This window comes from Vibrio coralliilyticus ATCC BAA-450, from assembly GCF_000176135.1.
Classification (GTDB): domain Bacteria; phylum Pseudomonadota; class Gammaproteobacteria; order Enterobacterales; family Vibrionaceae; genus Vibrio; species Vibrio coralliilyticus.
The window spans coordinates 746,778-763,581 of record NZ_ACZN01000016.1 but is presented as its reverse complement, the minus strand read 5'-3'; the positions used below and the strand labels follow the sequence as shown (position 1 = coordinate 763,581).

19 protein-coding genes are annotated in these 16,804 nt (G+C 43.8%); 12 read left to right on the top strand and 7 right to left on the bottom strand.

Annotated elements, in window-relative coordinates; genetic code table 11:
• Window positions 1-22 precede the first annotated feature (22 nt).
• A complete protein-coding gene (locus VIC_RS14615) occupies window positions 23-1,033 on the bottom strand; it encodes a putative 2-aminoethylphosphonate ABC transporter substrate-binding protein (protein ID WP_006960759.1) in 1,011 nt (336 codons plus the stop codon).
• Between the two features lie 299 nt (window positions 1,034-1,332).
• On the opposite strand from VIC_RS14615, the gene phnW reads away from it, so the two are divergent.
• From phnW to phnX, 3 genes are read left to right on the top strand one after another with little or no spacing between them, the layout of a single operon-like run.
• Complete coding sequence (gene phnW, locus VIC_RS14610; RefSeq protein ID WP_006960758.1) at window positions 1,333-2,448, top strand: 2-aminoethylphosphonate--pyruvate transaminase; 1,116 nt, start codon at window positions 1,333-1,335, stop codon at window positions 2,446-2,448.
• Between the two features lie 2 nt (window positions 2,449-2,450).
• The gene (locus VIC_RS14605) at window positions 2,451-3,833 is read left to right on the top strand and encodes an aspartate aminotransferase family protein (protein WP_006960757.1); all 1,383 of its coding nucleotides are present in this window, start codon (window positions 2,451-2,453) and stop codon (window positions 3,831-3,833) included.
• 16 nt (window positions 3,834-3,849) lie between these two features.
• On the top strand, window positions 3,850-4,671 hold the full coding sequence (gene phnX, locus VIC_RS14600) for a phosphonoacetaldehyde hydrolase (protein ID WP_006960756.1): 822 nt from the start codon (window positions 3,850-3,852) through the stop codon (window positions 4,669-4,671).
• A 57-nt stretch (window positions 4,672-4,728) separates the two neighbouring features.
• Here the strand turns inward: phnX and VIC_RS14595 are convergent, their stop codons facing one another.
• Window positions 4,729-5,331, bottom strand: coding sequence for a DUF1294 domain-containing protein (locus VIC_RS14595; protein ID WP_006960755.1), 603 nt, complete (start codon window positions 5,329-5,331; stop codon window positions 4,729-4,731).
• Between the two features lie 236 nt (window positions 5,332-5,567).
• Here VIC_RS14595 and VIC_RS14590 point away from each other — a divergent pair, with 236 nt between their 5' ends.
• Window positions 5,568-5,888, top strand: coding sequence for an antibiotic biosynthesis monooxygenase family protein (locus VIC_RS14590; RefSeq protein WP_006960754.1), 321 nt, complete (start codon window positions 5,568-5,570; stop codon window positions 5,886-5,888).
• A 65-nt stretch (window positions 5,889-5,953) separates the two neighbouring features.
• Window positions 5,954-6,640: a helix-turn-helix transcriptional regulator gene (locus VIC_RS14585; RefSeq protein ID WP_006960753.1), complete on the top strand. Its 687-nt coding sequence runs from the start codon at window positions 5,954-5,956 to the stop codon at window positions 6,638-6,640.
• Window positions 6,641-6,930: 290 nt separating this feature from the next.
• On the opposite strand, the gene yjjG is transcribed toward VIC_RS14585, so the two are convergent.
• Window positions 6,931-7,605 (bottom strand): pyrimidine 5'-nucleotidase, encoded by a 675-nt coding sequence (gene yjjG, locus VIC_RS14575; RefSeq protein WP_006960752.1) that lies wholly within the window; start codon window positions 7,603-7,605, stop codon window positions 6,931-6,933.
• A 95-nt stretch (window positions 7,606-7,700) separates the two neighbouring features.
• Here yjjG and VIC_RS14570 point away from each other — a divergent pair, with 95 nt between their 5' ends.
• The 4 genes from VIC_RS14570 (at window position 7,701) to yiaY (ending at window position 11,080) form a co-directional block, all read left to right on the top strand.
• Window positions 7,701-8,627 (top strand): LysR family transcriptional regulator, encoded by a 927-nt coding sequence (locus VIC_RS14570; RefSeq protein ID WP_006960751.1) that lies wholly within the window; start codon window positions 7,701-7,703, stop codon window positions 8,625-8,627.
• A 147-nt stretch (window positions 8,628-8,774) separates the two neighbouring features.
• Entirely contained in the window at window positions 8,775-8,912 is a 138-nt protein-coding gene (locus VIC_RS26865; RefSeq protein ID WP_006960750.1) for a hypothetical protein, read from the top strand.
• A 70-nt stretch (window positions 8,913-8,982) separates the two neighbouring features.
• Window positions 8,983-9,633 carry an isoprenoid biosynthesis glyoxalase ElbB gene (gene elbB / locus VIC_RS14565; protein ID WP_006960749.1) on the top strand — a complete coding sequence of 217 codons (651 nt, stop codon included), beginning with the start codon at window positions 8,983-8,985 and terminating at the stop codon, window positions 9,631-9,633.
• 298 nt (window positions 9,634-9,931) lie between these two features.
• Window positions 9,932-11,080, top strand: a complete 1,149-nt coding sequence (gene yiaY, locus VIC_RS14560; protein ID WP_006960748.1) for an L-threonine dehydrogenase — start codon at window positions 9,932-9,934, stop codon at window positions 11,078-11,080.
• Window positions 11,081-11,140: 60 nt separating this feature from the next.
• Here yiaY and VIC_RS14555 read toward each other — a convergent pair whose 3' ends face one another.
• The gene (locus VIC_RS14555; RefSeq protein ID WP_006960747.1) at window positions 11,141-11,605 is read right to left on the bottom strand and encodes a hypothetical protein; all 465 of its coding nucleotides are present in this window, start codon (window positions 11,603-11,605) and stop codon (window positions 11,141-11,143) included.
• 287 nt (window positions 11,606-11,892) lie between these two features.
• Here VIC_RS14555 and VIC_RS14550 point away from each other — a divergent pair, with 287 nt between their 5' ends.
• On the top strand, window positions 11,893-12,804 hold the full coding sequence (locus VIC_RS14550; protein WP_006960746.1) for a ketopantoate reductase family protein: 912 nt from the start codon (window positions 11,893-11,895) through the stop codon (window positions 12,802-12,804).
• Between the two features lie 63 nt (window positions 12,805-12,867).
• Here VIC_RS14550 and VIC_RS14545 read toward each other — a convergent pair whose 3' ends face one another.
• On the bottom strand, window positions 12,868-13,782 hold the full coding sequence (locus tag VIC_RS14545; RefSeq protein ID WP_006960745.1) for a sugar ABC transporter substrate-binding protein: 915 nt from the start codon (window positions 13,780-13,782) through the stop codon (window positions 12,868-12,870).
• 168 nt (window positions 13,783-13,950) lie between these two features.
• Here VIC_RS14545 and VIC_RS14540 point away from each other — a divergent pair, with 168 nt between their 5' ends.
• Window positions 13,951-14,289: a hypothetical protein gene (locus VIC_RS14540; protein ID WP_006960744.1), complete on the top strand. Its 339-nt coding sequence runs from the start codon at window positions 13,951-13,953 to the stop codon at window positions 14,287-14,289.
• Between the two features lie 116 nt (window positions 14,290-14,405).
• Here VIC_RS14540 and VIC_RS14535 read toward each other — a convergent pair whose 3' ends face one another.
• Window positions 14,406-14,864, bottom strand: coding sequence for a hypothetical protein (locus tag VIC_RS14535; RefSeq protein WP_019274412.1), 459 nt, complete (start codon window positions 14,862-14,864; stop codon window positions 14,406-14,408).
• Window positions 14,857-15,528, bottom strand: a complete 672-nt coding sequence (locus VIC_RS14530) for a winged helix-turn-helix domain-containing protein (RefSeq protein ID WP_006960743.1) — start codon at window positions 15,526-15,528, stop codon at window positions 14,857-14,859. Before VIC_RS14530 ends, VIC_RS14535 begins: the two co-directional genes overlap by 8 nt.
• A 539-nt stretch (window positions 15,529-16,067) precedes the next feature.
• On the opposite strand from VIC_RS14530, the gene VIC_RS14525 reads away from it, so the two are divergent.
• On the top strand, window positions 16,068-16,799 hold the full coding sequence (locus tag VIC_RS14525) for a dienelactone hydrolase family protein (protein WP_006960742.1): 732 nt from the start codon (window positions 16,068-16,070) through the stop codon (window positions 16,797-16,799).
• Window positions 16,800-16,804 lie beyond the last annotated feature (5 nt).

The window sequence follows — 16,804 nt, the reverse complement described above, 5'->3', positions numbered from 1 at the left end:
AACCAGTAAGGTTATCTAGACCTTATGATTTTGGCTCTGATTTAGCATCAAATTTCGCAGACCAAGTTGCAAGAATGCCTGCTCGCTTACTACCCATTTGAGCAAAGTCCATCTCTGCCATGTTCTCTTGTACATTAGGGAAGTTAGAGACGGTCGCTTTGACATCTTTATGAGCAACAACCGGATACATTTCTACATACAGCTCGTTCGCTGCTTTAGAAATAGACCAATCAACAACACGTTTTGCTGCTTCAGACTCTTTGACCAAGCCTACTGCTTCTGACTCCCAGCCAATGCCCTTAGGTGTGATCACAGCCAAAGGGGCGCCCTGAGTCTTCAGCTTAGCCCCACGACTAGCCATAGAAATACCAATCGCTACTTCGCCCATACCCGCTTGTACACATGGCTTAGAACCTGAGTGCGTATAATGTGCGATGTTTTTATCCAGCGCCTTCATGTAGTTCCAACCTTTGTCTTCACCCATGTTTTGTAGCCATGCAGAAACCTGCATGTAACCTGTACCTGAAGACGCAGGGTTTGGCATAGCAATATGACCTTTGTAAACCGGATCTGTCAGGTCTTCCCACGACGTAGGTTTAGGTAGGTTCAACTGTTTCGCCACCGCTTCATTGAAACAAACTGCGTTGAAAAATGCATCATTACCAAACCAAGCTTGATTCGATTGCGGGTCGTTAAGGTTCGCATGTAGGGACTCTACACCATTAGGCGTGTATGGCTTAAGCAAACCTTGGTCTTTCAATAATGCCATTGAAGAACCTGCCAGGCCCCATACAACTTCTGCACGTGGGTTGTTTTTTTCTGCCAGTAACTTAGCAGTCATAATACCTGTAGAATCGCGAACCCACTCGATCTTGATGTCTGGGTTTTCTTTCTCAAACGCAGACTTGTACTTTGCAAGAATGTCTGTTTCGAAAGCGGTGTAAACCGTTACTTCCTGAGACGCCATTGCATTCGTTGCTAGCAGAGAGACAAGCGCAGCCAGCGATCCTTTCATCAAACGGTTTTTCATCATTTTCTCCAATTAAGACTATTTGTTTGAGACCGATTGACATTGCATCCTCTTTGCAAAAATCGATTGGTCTGTACCAGTTGACGATATACACCCTAAAATGGCTTTGTGACGATTCTATGAATAAAAAATGGCACTTTTTAGAAACCTATCCAAAAATTTGACCAAGTTAAAATCCCACAACAATGTGATGTTAAAGTTTTATGAATTTGAGTTTTTGTCTATTTACTCATCGTTTTCTGCCCTGTTAGAGTGAGCTCAAATTCTGGTGTATACCAAGAACAACAATCATGGATATTAGGATGAAAAACGAATACTTACTGCTAACTCCTGGACCACTTTCGACATCAGAAACGGTCCGTGAAGCTATGTTAAAAGACTGGTGTACTTGGGATGATGAATACAACAAAGACATCGTAGAAGTGATTCGTATTAAATTGACAAAGCTGGCGACTCAACACCAGGGCTATACGAGTGTACTTATGCAAGGCAGTGGAACAGCGTCAGTTGAAGCAACCATTGGCAGTGCGATAGCAAAAGAAGGCAAACTGCTTGTTGTTGACAACGGTGCCTACGGCGCTCGAATTGCACAAATCGCGCAATACCTGAATATCCCTTGCCATGTAGTTTCCCCAGGCGAAACATCACAGCCACACTTGAACGAGGTGGAAACTGCATTGGCAACGGATCCAAGTATTACTCACGTTGCCATTGTTCATTGCGAAACTACCACTGGCATGCTGAATCCAATTGAGGCTATTACTCAATTGGCAAAACAACACGGTAAAGTTGTCATCCTAGACGCGATGTCTAGCTTTGGCGGTATTCCGATGGACATTGGCGAAATGGGCGTCGACTTTATGATCAGCTCTGCCAACAAGTGTATTCAAGGTGTACCAGGGTTTGGTTTTGTCATAGCAAAGCAAAGCGAACTGGAAAGATGCCAAGGACAAGCCCGTTCATTGAGCCTAGATCTGTATGATCAGTGGAAGTGTATGGAAGTGAACCATGGCAAATGGCGTTTCACGTCTCCAACGCACACCGTACGCGCTTTCTACCAAGCTCTGTTAGAACTTGAACAGGAAGGCGGGGTTCAGGCACGTCACTCTCGTTATAATACCAACCAGACAACTTTAGTCTCAGGCATGCGTTCATTAGGCTTTGAACCATTGTTAAGCGATGATCTTCACTCGCCAATTATTACTTCTTTCTACTCCCCGACTCATCCGGACTATCAATTTAAGGCGTTTTATGACCGCCTGAAAGAGCAAGGGTTTGTCATCTATCCGGGCAAGGTATCTAACGCAGATTGTTTCCGAATTGGCAATATTGGCGAAGTATACCCGCAGGATATTGAGCGTTTGATCGATGCAATCAAGAACGCCATGTACTGGAAAGAAGCGCAAACGGTAGCTTAATCATGACTCAGTCGATAAAACTAACCCACTTCCGCAGTGAAGGAGACGTAAATACCACGCCTGCTCGACAGGCTTGGAACGCATCCCTAAACGACGAACGTACGCAAGAACTGCTACAGCGCGATAGCGACGTCTTTCTGCATCAGGCCATGTCTACACCGTGTCTGGACGCACTTGAAGCAGCCGAAGGAATCTATCTTCAAGATGCCACAGGCAAAAAGTACATGGATTTTCATGGCAACAACGTTCACCAGCTCGGCTACGGTCATTCACATGTGATTAAGCGTGTCACCGAACAGATTGCGAATCTGCCATTTTCGCCTCGCCGTTTCACCAACGATACCGCGATTCAATGTGCTGAAAAACTCACGCAGATCTGTGGTGGAGAGCTCAACAGGGTCTTATTCGCCCCGGGCGGCACATCGGCAATAGGCATGGCACTCAAGTTAGCTCGTCATGTCACTGGCAACTTTAAAGTGGTCTCTTTGTGGGACTCTTTTCACGGTGCCTCTCTGGACGCAATCTCTGTTGGCGGTGAAGCCTGTTTCCGTGAAGGTATGGGCCCTTTAATGGCAGGAGTAGAACGTATTCCGCCAGCTGTATCCTACCGCGGTGCTTTCCAAAATGTCTCTTCTGATGGTAGCGATGTTCACTATGCCGACTATCTGGAATATGTGATTGAAAAAGAAGGTGGCATTGGCGCTTTTATTGCCGAAGCTGTGCGAAATACCGATGTTCAGGTGCCAAGCAAAGCCTACTGGAAACGTATTCGTGAGATATGCGATAAGCACAATGTCATGCTCATTATTGACGACATTCCTAACGGCATGGGGCGCAGCGGAGAATGGTTCACGTATCAAGCCTATGACATCGAACCTGACATATTGTGTATTGGTAAAGGTTTTGGTGGTGGATTGGTTCCCATTGCCGCGATGGTAACCAAAGACAAATATAACACTGCAGAGCAAATTTCTATGGGTCATTACACCCACGAGAAGAGTCCAATAGGCTGCGCCGCTGCACTCGCAACTATGGAAGCTATAGAGCAAGAAGGTTTACTGGAAAAAGTAAAAGACGATAGCGAATTTGTACGTGAAAAGTTGCTGGAAATGAAAGAGAAATACCCAGTAATCGGAGACGTTCGCGGCATCGGTTTACTTTGGGGCGTAGAACTCGTGACAAATAGGCAAACCAAACAAAGAGCGTTTGATGAAGCGGAAGCCGTGCTTTATCAATGTCTGAATAATGGCCTGAGCTTTAAAGTTTCTCAAGGCAATGTTATTCAGCTCAGCCCACCATTAATTATTTCACGTCAACAACTTACCGAAGCGCTGGCTATCTTTGAAGAAGCGATTGCCAATGTATGTAATGAACACAACTACTGATAACAGGATATCAATTATGACTCACTCTCACTCACCGATTCAGGCTGTCATCTTTGACTGGGCTGGCACCATTGTAGATTTTGGTTCATTCGCACCAACCAGCATCTTTGTTGAAGCATTCAAACAAGGTTTTGACTTTGATATCAACTTAGCAGAAGCGCGCGAGCCAATGGGGCTTGGCAAATGGGACCATATTCAGGCGGTAGGTCGCCTTCCTGCTGTAGATAAACGTTGGAATGAGCAGTTTGGTCGTTCCATGAATAGCGATGACATTGACCGCATTTACGCAGCCTTTATGCCTCTGCAAAAAGCAAAAGTCGCTGACCACGCAGAACCCATCCTGAACGCGATTCAAGTCGTCGATGATTTAAAAGCTCAAGGCATCAAGATTGGTTCTTGCTCTGGTTACCCTCGTGAAGTCATGGATGTGTTAATCCCTGTTGCTGCTGACTATGGTTATAAACCTGATTATGTTGTTGCTACTGACGACCTCCCTCAAGGCGGTCGCCCTGCACCTTATATGGCGCTAAAAAACGTCATCGAGCTGAACGTAACGGATGTAAAGGCATGCATTAAAGTGGATGACGCGGCACCGGGCATCGACGAAGGACACAATGCAGGTATGTGGACGGTAGGTTTGCTGCTGTCTGGCAATGAAGCAGGTTTAACGTATGAAGAATATCAGAAAGCTGATGAAGCAACATTAAATGCTGCTCGAGAAAAAGCGAAAGTAAAACTGATGAAGAGCGCGCCACATTACTTGATTGACACAATCTCTGAGCTACCTGACGTGGTTAAAGATATTGAACGCCGTCTGGAAGCGGGTGAGCGTCCTTAACCCAGCAGTTCGTTCATAGTAGAAAAGCCAGTAGCCCTTTGCTACTGGCTTTTGTTTTTAAAAAGACAACAAGCGTTGCATTTCAGCAAGGAACTCAACCATTACCACAGTGCCTTCCTTAGTGAGTGTCCAGCAAAACAGGCCAAAGTTGGCAAACAGCGTTAGCCAGAATAAACTCTTATAGCCAATGTCATTGTACTTATGGTGCAACACAGATTGAGCAAGCAAAGCTCCCGGCCAGCCTCCGACAATATTCAAAACGTGAAAAGTCAACGAAGGAACACGCCACCCGCCAGTGTGAAGTGCATGTTTATCCAGTGCATAAACCATATAAGCAATCGTGCTTAACGCAATATAAAGGACAAACGACAGCGGTGGATAATCAAGAAGAAACACACTTGCTACTAGCGTGGTAAAAAACCAAATCGCAATAGACAAAGAGAAATTAAACACAACTTGCCTTTCGACATTGACAGCACGGATACCACCTTGGGCATCTTTCGCCAATCGAAACTGAACTCGCTCACTGATTCTTGGAGGATGACCGTATGCTTCTAGGTCACAAAGATGAAACTTGATTTGTGCTTCCTGATCATCAACCGAAATATACCCGTAGCCCTTAGTATCGTGCCACTCACTAATGGTTCCTTGAATCGCCATTATGGTCCCTCACTCTCTCAGGCTCCCTGCCTAAGATTCCTTAGCCAAACACAACGTATTCTCGTTTTACTTTTTAGTTCCAGTTTAGTTGCATAATCAACAAGTCGCCTAATAAAACACTCGATAATGCATCCTCCACTTAATATTCAGATCAAAAATCAATACTGACAGGTTCTGACACTCTCCTGCCATAAACTCAGTTTCGAACTCAACACCAATAGAAAAGGAGTAATACAATGGAAAACGTTATTGAAATGGTTAGCTTTAAGCTACTGGCAGGAACAACATCTGAAGACTTTATCGAAGCGGCTAATCAAAGCCAAAAATTCGTTGCGACATTAAAAGGCTTCCAATATCGTTCTTTAAGCCATAATGCAGATAACGATACATGGACCGATGTGGTTTACTGGGACTCAATGGAAGACGCTAAGTCGGCGGGCGAACAGTTTGTAAACTGTGCAGAGTGTCAGCCGTTAATGGCATTAATTGATTCTGAATCGGTCAACATGCAACATCAAGTTCTACGTATGAGTGATCTGGCCGCTAAGTACCAGTAGGATTGACTTAACGCTAGCTTAAGGAGGGTGCATAATGTGCCCTCCTGTAAGGAGAAAGGAACAAGATGAGTAAATCTGAACGACTGTTTGAGCTGCTGACTTTGCTACGCTCAAAACGTTATGCAGTCACAGCTTCTGAGCTAGCCCAAACTATGGAAGTGAGCGAACGAACTATCTACCGGGATATTCAATCACTCATGAATTCCGGGGTTCCAATTCAGGGCGAAGCAGGCGTTGGTTACATCTTACAGGCGGGCGCGCATTTGCCACCATTGATGTTCTCAGAACGAGAAATGATGGCACTGGAACTCGGAATGAGGATGGTTCGAGCTTGGTCAGACAGTGATCTAGCAGATGCTTCCATCAGCGCATCAAACAAAATCCTCTCCGTCTTGCCAGACAAACTCAAACAGCAGGTTGAGAGCTTTCCGATATTGGTGCCTGACTTTTACACGCAGACAGAATCCTCTCGCCACGGACAAATGCTCAGGCATGCAATTGATGCAAAGTTGAAGATAGACATTGATTACGTCGCAGAAAGTGAGTCTAGAACGCAGCGTACTCTGCAACCTCTCGGACAAATGTTCTGGGGAAAAGTCTGGACGCTAGTCGCATGGTGCGAACTAAGAGACGATTATCGTCATTTCAGGTTGGATCGAATTAAAAAGCTGAGCATCCTAGACCAGCAGTTTGAGACCAATAAAACTAAGTCTCTAGAGCACTTTATTACGCTTTACTCACCAAAAGATTAACCAGCAAGCTTAAATATAACAGGAGATATATTTACCGCCATCATACACCCGTTAAAGTCATTAACCACGTCAAACTCAACGTATTCCATTATGTACGGGGGCCCGTTCTCTCTACTCATATCTCTGACGTGAAAGAAGACTGTCTGATGTGAGTTTCTCTTGAAAGAGATTAAACCGTAGCCACGTTTGGCATCATACTTTACGATTATTCCCTGCATATTCGTGCCACATATCTGCCGCCTATATTGATAATAGATACTCACTGCAGGGAATAATGGATCACACAGTAATTAAGCGCGTAGAATACTCTTCAGTTCAAGTAGTGATTCAACCGTGTAGTTTGGTTCAATCCCTTCCACTTCATCTTCTTGGGTTGTATTTAACCAGCACGTCTCAATCCCAAAGTTAATTCCACCTAAGATGTCAGAATGAGGGTTATCTCCAACCATCAACACTTTACTCTTACAAGGGTTACCCATCTTTTCTAGTGCGTGAGAAAAGATCCCCACATCTGGCTTAGCAATACCGACTTCTTCAGAAATAATCACATGCTCGAAGTAATCTGTCATTCCTGTTCGTTCTAATCGAATCGCCTGAAGTTCAGTAAAGCCATTGGTAATGATCCCTAGCTTGGCTTTGCCTTGCAAAGCCTCCATGAGATCTTTTGCTCCGGGTAGCAAAGTACAAATGTCGGCCATTGCCTCGAGAAAGGCACTGTTCAACTCTGAGGTCGTTGTCTCAAGCTTCTCAGCCCAGCCTTTAAATCGGGTGTGCTTTAATTCATGTGCAGTGATGGTGCCATTCTGGTAATCCACCCAAAGTGGTTTGTTTACTGTTTGGTAATGACTATAGTCTTCTTGGGTAAACTCAATCCCTTTGCGAGAGAACATCAGCTGCATCCCTTTAAAGGCATCAAAATGGAACAGGGTTTCGTCAGCATCGAATAAGATCCAATCGTATTTCATTTTTCTCTCCTCAATTTTCGTCGCTAGTGTAGATTGTTTTCCTCAAGATGATAATCTACTAATCAAGAAACTGATTGTTTACTATTACTCAACCAATGCAAGCCTATTCATCGATACCTGTTTTTGTCGCCGTGGTAGAAAGTGGCAGCTTCTCCACTGCAGCTGAGAAGCTTCATATCACCAAATCCGCTGTCAGTAAGCGCATTAACCAACTGGAAGATGAGCTGGGTATTCGCCTGCTTAATCGTACCACTCGCAAATTAAGCCTTACCGAAGCCGGGCAACGCTACTACGATTACGTCGCTCAATCTCTTAGCCTTGCGCAACAAGGCATTGATGCGGTTACCGAATTGCAAGGAAAGCCAACGGGTAAGCTCAAGATTACGGCACCAATGTCATTTGGTGTTTTACATGTCGCTCCTTTAGTTGCCGAATTTCTGGCTTTATACCCAGACTTAGAAATCGACCTGCAACTGGAAGATCAAATGGTCGATTTGGTTCAAGACGGATTTGATTTAGGCATTCGCATTGGTCATCTACCACTTTCTAACCTAGTTGCTAAAAGGCTAGCCACTTGTCGTAGTATTCTGTGCGCCTCTCAATCTTACTTAGACGAACATGGAGAGCCAGAAAAACCCAGCGATCTGAGCCTTCACAATTGTCTACGTTACGCCTATTTTCGTGGCGGTAGCGAATGGACCTTTGAAAGCCCTACAGGACCAGTTAGTGTGGTGCCTAAAGGTAAACTGGTCGTAAACAACAGTGAAGCAATCCGCAGAGCTCTGTTGGAAGGCTTAGGGATTGGTCAATTGCCCACATTCATCGTGGCAAAAGATATTGCCGCTGGTAAGCTCAAACCCATTATGACGGCATACACACTCCCTCCTCACTCGGTTTATGCTGTTTTTCCAGAAAGAAAGCACCTACCACTAAAAGTCCGCGTGTTTGTGGATTTTATCGCCGAGAAATTTGGGTCAGATGTCCCCTATTGGGATTTGACTCCACCAGCACATAAACCTTGAACAATGAGTCAATCAAGATGTGACTCTGTCCTCATATAGCTGTGAATTACTCGACTCTAACTCGATTTCATGACCTAAAACAAAGGCGAGAACACCATACAGGCACACAATCGAGCGACTCATTGTTCCGTTGTATCCGAGGTCTTTATGAAACGATTTTTTCCTTCCAGTGTGATGCTCACCCCCTTCGTGGTAAAACATTATTCTCAGCCAGAACAAGACGATACAGATATTGAACCCAGTGATGACTTTGACGATTGCAGCGAATCGGAAGAGAAAGAATGAGACCCACTTCCGGTCCAAGTAGCATATTTTCATCTAACCTATTGGCGTCAGTTCGATAAGGAAACAAATAATGAAAAAAGTTGCAGTTATCCTCAGCGGCTCAGGCGTATTTGATGGTGCTGAAATTCATGAATCCGTACTTGCGCTACATGCCATCGAAAAACAAGGAGCAAGCTGGCATTGCTTCGCGCCAAACATTGAGCAGCTTCATGTGATAAACCATATTACTGGGGAAGAAATGGCGGAGACACGCAATGTCTTGACTGAAGCCGCTCGTATAGCAAGGGGCAACATTGAAGATGTGGCGAAACTCAATGCTGAAGAATTTGACGCCATCCTCCTGCCCGGCGGGTTTGGTGCGGCAAAAAACCTGACTGATTTTGCAGTCAACGGAGCAGAATGCAGCATCAATACTCACGTCGCTTCTGCTTGTCGAGCTTTCGCCCAAGCCAGAAAGCCAGCCGGCTATCTGTGCATTGCACCAGCTATCATTCCGATGATTTACGACAATGGCGTCAAAGGGACAATCGGCAATGATGACGCCACTGCTTCTGCATTCAATGCATTGGGAGGCGAACATATCACTTGCGAGGTGGACGATATCGTCTTCGATGAAGAACACAAAGTGCTTTCAACACCTGCATATATGTTAGCGGGCAATATTTCTCAGGCAGCCAGTGGCATCGAAAAGCTAGTAAGCAAACTTGTAGAAATTGCTTAATTTCTCCATTCAACACTACAGCCCTCTGCTCAATCAGAGGGCTTTTTTTAATTTTCCACACAAAGCCATCGCTGAAGAATATTACGACAATCACGATTCCTGTTGAACAAACGGTTGCGATAACCCACTAATATTTAACATTTTTATCACTACCCGAATACTCATCTGACCAAGCTCACAAATCCAGTGCACACCTACCACTTTTGGGTAGGCAAATTGTTTGAGATCAAAATTGCTACGACCTTGGATATGCCAATCTATTTGTAGTTTTTATTCTAAATATATTCGGAGCAAGTCGATGACAAGTGCATTTTTTATCCCTACTGTAAACTTAATGGGTGCTGGCTGTTTAAAGGACGCAGCAGACAGCGTGCAGTCTCAGGGCTTCAAAAAAGGTCTGATCGTTACAGACAAGATTCTTAACCAAATCGGTGTAGTAAAACAGGTTCAAGATCTACTGACAGAACGTGACGTCCAAACTGTAGTTTTTGACGGGACTCAGCCTAATCCAACCATCAGCAATGTAAACGACGGCCTGGCTTTACTGACAGATAATGACTGCGATTTCGTTATCTCTCTAGGTGGTGGTTCACCGCATGATTGCGCTAAAGGTATTGCATTAGTGGCTTCAAACGGTGGCAAGATCGGTGACTATGAAGGTGTTGATCAATCTGCAAAACCAATGCTGCCACTCATTGCCATCAACACAACTGCCGGTACTGCGTCTGAAATGACTCGCTTCTGTATCATTACTGACGAAGAGCGTCACATTAAGATGGCCATTGTGGACAAGCACACCACTCCACTGATTTCAGTGAATGATCCAAAGCTGATGCTGGCAAAACCCGCTTCATTGACAGCAGCAACAGGTATGGATGCTCTAACACATGCTATTGAGGCGTATGTTTCTATCGCTGCAACACCAATCACTGACGCCGTCGCCATCAAAGCTATTGAGCTTATTCAGGCTCATCTGCGCACCGCTGTCGAAAACGGTGAAGATATCGAAGCTCGCGAACAAATGGCTTACGCGCAATTTATGGCAGGCATGGCGTTCAATAACGCTTCTCTAGGCTACGTTCACGCGATGGCTCACCAATTAGGAGGCTTTTACGATCTACCACACGGTGTATGTAATGCGATTCTTCTACCACATGTACAGCGCTACAACGCACAAGTGTGTCCTGAGCGCCTACGTGATGTGGCTAAAGCAATGGGTGTTGACGTTGAGGGCATGACGGCAGAACAAGGCGCTGAAGCCGCAATCGATGCGATCGTAGCGCTTGCGAAAGATGTGGGCATTCCAGCAGGTATCAAAGAACTGGGGGCGAAATCTGAAGACATCCCAACACTTGCTGATAACGCGCTAAAAGACGCGTGTGGCTTTACTAACCCGAAACAGGCGACTCACGAAGAAATCTCTTCAATCTTCGAAGCCGCCATGTAATACCATTTTCTTTTCCTAACTCAAGCCTCCCTCGGGAGGCTTTTTTATTCAGAGAAAAGTTCAATATGCGCGGGTTAAAAGACCCAGTATTGAGGCATCAGTTTCACCAAAATACAAGGTCACCGACTTGGTCTCGCCTTGTGCAAAACTAGCATCTTGATCAATACGCGTTGGTGACACATAGTGCTCATTACCAAAATAAGCTTTGATTTGCTTAGGCTTTAAAGTGATCCCGCCACCAGAGTTGTTCGTCACCATCGCTTGTACCATGCGCTTGCCACCTTGACTGCTATAAATGTCGTAAGATTCTAAACTGAAATAGCTGTGTGCAGGTTTATCGCGATTTTGCTTTGGTTCTGGAACATAAACCGAGCCATCCATTGTTCGAACATAGTGCATCGTATCTTGAGACTTTTCGATGCTGTTTTTAATATCTCCCAGGCCAATGTCATCACCATTATCCGCAGCGTAAACAGAAAAAGAGCCTATTGAGGCGATTACCATGAGTAAATAGCGAGCTAGCATTACGTATCCTAATTGTGTTGTTAAAATTCAGCGGCGCACAAGTTTAAGAAACACCTATTAACATTTGTCAATCAGACGTTAATTTGCCTTCATTAACGAGTTAAGATCTCATAAAAGCAACCCAAAATATTTGATCGAAAAATACGCCAAATATATAAGAGAACAAAACATCCAAGAACGTAATCATTTCATGTGGTTATTGATACTTACTTTATTAAAACCAAGCGGTTAGCAAAGACTCTTAAGCAATGTAGAATGCTGCTATCGATTCAAGCAAGGAGTGTGGAATGATGAAAGTGAGTATTGTTGGTTTAGGCAGTCTTGGAGGATTTCTCGCCGCTCGACTGTCTTCTTTTCCCGATATTCAAATCCAATGGGTTTATAGAAAGAGTTCCATCAGGCAGGACGAACAGGTGTTACTCACCTATCCGGAAACCGATGAGCCACTAATCGGTCAAGCACACGCCACCAGCTACGGGTTAGAACAGGTGACAGGTGATGTCGTGTTTATCACAACCAAGGCGCACGATAACAGAGCCCTATTCGAGCAAGCCAAAGGCTGGACAAACAAAACGATCGTTTTACTCCAAAATGGTATTGGGGAAGATGAAAAACTCGCTCAAGCACTCGATTCAAGTAACGCTATCATCAGCGCAATCACTCATTTAAAAGCCAGTTACACCACCGCCCCTTATCAGGTCACTTTGCACAATCAGTTACTGGACTGTGTTTACGCCGTTCATCAAGGCCAAGCTAACCCGTATCTAGACTCAATATTGAGTCACGCCTTTGATGAGGTAAAACGAGAAACAAGCACTTACCATGCGAGGCTGCCAAAACTTATGATCAGCTTCGCTGCTAACGCTGCGTCGTTTATCTTTGATGCAGACATGTATGGCCTAGCCAATAACGCCAAGTGTCGCGAATTAATGCTAGAAATTGAACAAGAGTTCTTGGCACTGTTTGATGCGTTGTCTATTCCGCATCCCAAGCTCACTATTTCTGAGCTGATCTCTTTGCTGGATTCTCCCAGCTACAAGGATGCCTATTTCAGCATGAAAGAAGATTTCGACAGTGGAAAACAAGTCGAGTTTGAAACCATTTTCCAAGCTACGCGAAGCTTAGCCGCCCTTCACCACGTGTCGTTCACTCGTGGTAATCAAGTTTGTCACACGCTGGAGAACTTGCTGAGGAAGTAGAATGACGTGAAGCGCTATCGCAATAGGTGCGTAGCGCTTACATCGATCATTTTGAAAAGGTCTCTAGATGCTGAGATCTTCAAGCAAATCCGACTTAGTACGCAACTGCGCTGGCAGTTCTATACGTTGTTGCTCGATAATCTCTCCATCCATTGCCTGAAAAACAGTCTGAGCCACTTGCTGAGCAATACCTTCTAGGTCTTGAGAAGATGTTGCAATAAACGAGTTAGACGATTGTAGCGCTTCCAATGCAGGGGCTGTTCCGTCTATTCCCACCACTTTGATGCGGCCAGAGTAGCCTAGTTCGTCTATCGCCTTGGCAGCAACCAATGCCGGTCTGTCCCACGCCGACCAAACTCCTCGGATTTTTCCTTCACTATCAGCGGTTAGAACTTTTGCCAGTTTTTGTTTAAAAGCTTGGTAATCAGATTTAGCAACATCTGGCTCTATAGTGCTGTGTACTCGAATTTGATGATGGTTTTCAAACTCTTGCTTTGCCGCTAATTCGCGCTCGTAAACAGGTGGGTAGGCTCGATAACTCACCATCACTACCTCTCCTTGAAAGTTCATATCTTTCGCTAGGTAGGCCGCCGTTTCACGTGCCATAGCGGTATTGTCACTGGTAATGTTAGCGACAAAATACCTTGATTGAGCAGAGTCCATACCGACGACAGGAACGCCTTGCTCTTTCGCTATCATTAAATATTCTTCGATTGAGCTTGGGTCTGCGTTAACGACAATGGCCGATGGTTTGGACTTAGCATAAAGACTTTCACCAAGTTCAACAGGGTCCGAGACAAGATTGACGTTCCAGTGATTATCCCATGACACCTCCTTAAGCTTGTCGACCATAATTCTGGTTCCGGGCTCTTCGATCCAAGGGGTATAAAGAAGGATGTCTTTTGTATCACTTGCATAGGCGATATTACTCAGTTGCAACATAGGTGCAAGCAAGGCAGATAACTTGAGTAGCTTCATTTTCTTCCATTTAATTTAATGACTTATATCAAGAACATATCAAGCTCTTCAACCTGTTCAACAAACTCAAGTTTAATCAAGACATTTAAACTTAATTAATCTTATGTAAATTGTCTTAGCTGTCTAAAACTAAAACAATATCCACCCAATCTAAGATAAGGAGTAGTCATGATTTTTTGGGTGTTGTACTTGGTGGCAATTTACGCAGGAGTGTCTTTATTTGTTCCCGAGATTCGAGAGCTAGTGATAACCGCAGCTATCCTTTTCAGCCCACTGTGCTTGGGCTTGCTTCTACTGTTTAGCAGAGAAAACGAATATCGCTTTATGGTAGTCATATCCTTTTTGGGCTCTATCGTTTTACTGGCTCTAATCCTCGCCCAGCATCATTTATCGCCGTCAACTCGTGGGATCGCCTTCTTAGCATTCGTTATGCCGATTGCGTTCTTTGTCGACAGGATCATCATCGGTCTAAAAAACAAATACATGAAAAGAACTCAAGAGTTCTAGCAGCGAACCCAACACGTCATTAAAGGTTGTGATTTGTTCGTGAGATTAGGTTTACAGAAGAAGGGATTTTTATTGTGAGCAGCCTGCTCTGGGCATATTACCCAGAGCCTGAGCCTTTAGTCGACTTTGTGGTATAGATACGCTGCTCTTTCTGTGAACAATATAAAACCATTGTTGGCTCGTTCTATTGGAACAACAGTCATATTTTCTCTGCCCATTGTACCTGGACCAATGACCACTTTTTCACTAAATGGAATGTCTCGATCCGACGGCTGAAACGAAACATGCTCTTGTTCATAAAGCGATAAACGATAATTGTCATATACGTAGACTCCTTTTGTAAAAGAGCCACTTTTCTTTCTTGTATACAGATTGAGCTCATACATACTATTCGAGTTTAACTCTAACTCAGTTCGCAGCCTCAGCATCAAATCTTCTGTTTTACTCTTGGTCGCTACATGAGACTCAGTATCTGAATAGTAAACACCAGATAAACGCCCGTAACTTTCTGAGTGATAATACCAGCCTGTGATGAATGGCAGCGCTGAAACCAACGCGAGCACCGCCTTATTCACAGATCACCTCAGCAATATTCGATGGAAAACTCAGTGATTCCAGCTCTTCATTTATGATGATAGAGATACCATCATTTGTTATCACCGCAGAACGACCAAAGTCTTTCCTGTTGCCGCTAGATTTAGAGATGTACGCACACGAATCATATATCCGATACGAGTAATCTTTTGCGGTATCTGGCCCTTTGAACCCTTTGAAAGCTGCACTGGCGTACATACCCGCTGAGAAGCATACACCTGAGAGAGCGATATAAAATATGGTCCACCGAACGTTCAGTTTTCCTACAAAGCTGCTCGTATCTTTCTCTATAGGTTTCAAGCATTCATGCTCAATGACTTGCTGAGGCTCGGCACTATCAATTTCGCCAACAAATCGATAGCCTTTACCACGCTCAGTTTTAATGACCTTACCATATTTATCGTCAAACGCTTTCCTACAATAAGACAGCGCATTCATTAAACTACTTTCTTCGACAAACACACCTTTACGCGTCCATACATGGTCCAACAAGTCCTTCTTGGACAGTAAAGTATTAGAGTTATCTATAAAGTAGTTTAGTAATTCAATTTCATTTACTCCTAAGCTAACGATGTAATTTGTTTCTGTGTTTTTTACGATTCCTTTTTCAAGATCAACCTCGAAAGATCCATTAATTGTAATCATTATCCTTGCCAATTTTATTTCTGTATTTATTTATAATTTCGAAATCAGTTTAGAATTTCGATAATGGGCACTTTATATTTATGCCTCTTTCTACACATAAGTTAGGGATAAAAACGGAGTTTTTATGACCTTTTCTTCACTTTAAACATTTATTGATGCCGACAGCATGGCAATAACAACAATGAGTACAGCAACTGTACAGAATACTAAAAGCGTGAGCAAAAACCGATGGTTAATAATCTAATTAAGGTTTATATATCTTTAATATTCGTAAAAAAGCATTATATCCGTATAAAAAACCACCAAACATACATAATAAATATAGGAAATTAAATATTATAAAAATAAACTATCGAGATAAAAGCAATAGAATTAATATTAATTGTAAAACACTCTATAAGCCATCAAGTCAATAAAGCAGTGTCAGTTAACTTTAAGCTGCTTCAAAACAAGCGCTGACACATCATCACAAAATAAACTTATTAAAAACACCAATGCATCGTTTTGTGACTACACTACCTAAACTAACGGAGGTAGTTATGAAGATACAGTTAACGGTTATTCTCGCGCTTGTCAGCGTATTTGCTACTGCGGGCGAAAATAAAATTTACAATGTAAATGGTAATGATTATGAAGGTTACTGGGCAAAAGTCAGTGACGATGCACCATTAGTCTTACTCGTTCACGACTGGGACGGTTTAACCGACTACGAGATGAAGAGAGCTAAGATGCTCAATGATTTAGGCTACAACGTTTTCGCTGCAGACTTATTTGGGAAAGGCGTTCGACCAACCGAAGTAAAGGATAAAAAGCAGCACACAGGTGAGCTGTATAAAGATAGAGACAAACTAAGAGCTTTGATGCAAGGTAGTTTAGATTATGCTACCACTCTTGGCGGCAATGCCAATAATACCGTTGTTATGGGTTATTGCTTTGGTGGCGCTGCAGTATTGGAATCTGCACGAGCTGGGATGAATGCCAAAGGTTTTGTAACTTTTCATGGCGGGTTAAAGACACCTCAAGGTCAATCTTACCAAGAGACAACCGCTCCGATACTGGTTTTGCATGGTACTGCTGACAGTGCGATCCCAATGGAACAGTTCGCAGCATTGGCAAGCGAGTTAGAAGCCCAGAACGTAGCCCATGAGATGATCACCTACAGCGGTGCTCCTCATGCCTTTACTGTATTTGGCAGTGAACGTTATCGAAAAGAAGCAGATGAAAAATCTTGGCAGCGCTTTACAGAGTTCCTTGCCTCTTCAACAAACTAATCTCA